The following is a 771-nucleotide window of genomic DNA, read 5'->3' on the forward strand; positions in this document are numbered from 1 at the left end:
CGCGTCCTGCGCGCTGTTCGACAGCGTGACAGGCGTTGGACCAAGCGGATCGATCGCGACGGGAATTTCCTGTTCGGGTCTCGATGTCATCGCTGGTCCTTGCGCGGGGATTCCTCGTCGTAGCGCTTGCAGGTATCCAGGTCGTAGACGTCCCACGGATTCTTGTTCGGAATCGGATCTTTCACCGGGTGCCTCGAGCCTGGCGCGTTGGCTTTCTCTGCACCGTAGATGGACGACACCACCCGCACCTCGCCGTTAGCCAGAAAATGCACCCACATGTGCTCCGGCTTGTCGTACTTCTCCACCGGCACCACGGCCTCGTATTCGTCGCCCCTGCAGTCACGCCAGTTCGTGACGTTCCAGCGCACCGTCACTTTTATATCCGGATGCCATTTGTACGGCAGCATCACGCAGCACACAGTGCGACCACCCTTGCCCGCCTGGGCACCGCTCGTGCCGTTGACCGAAAACTCCTGCACACTCAGGTGATCGGCAAGGTGATCGATGCCTGTCAAATTGACAGGCATTCCGTCTTCGGCGGGGTCGTGTTGCCGGCATGCAGCAACACCGATGCACAACACCAGCAGCAGTCCTGCACACAGGCGAAACAGGTTCTGGTGTTTCATGCGCGATCCTCCTCGTGCGCGTCCCGCCCGCTCTTCGACAGCGTGACAGGCGTTGGAGCAAGCGGATCGATCGCGACGGGAATTTCCTGTTCGGGCAGTGTTGTCATGGTGTCCTTCCTTTCCCGGCCTACTCAAAACTTTTCTT

1 protein-coding gene is annotated in these 771 nt (G+C 59.7%); it reads right to left on the bottom strand.

Annotation, left to right across the window (positions count from 1 at the left end; translation table 11 throughout):
* Positions 1–86 precede the first annotated feature (86 nt).
* Positions 87–626, bottom strand: coding sequence for a DUF3304 domain-containing protein (locus tag QYH69_RS35850; RefSeq protein WP_308836338.1), 540 nt, complete (start codon positions 624–626; stop codon positions 87–89).
* Positions 627–771: the final 145 nt, after the last annotated feature.

This window comes from Paraburkholderia sp. SARCC-3016 (genome assembly GCF_031119615.1).
Taxonomy (GTDB): Bacteria; Pseudomonadota; Gammaproteobacteria; order Burkholderiales; family Burkholderiaceae; genus Paraburkholderia.

Bases quoted from the DNA above. Each gene is read 5' to 3' on its own strand.
- QYH69_RS35850 (WP_308836338.1), bottom strand. From the start codon at position 626: ATGAAACACCAGAACCTGTTTCGCCTGTGTGCAGGACTGCTGCTGGTG.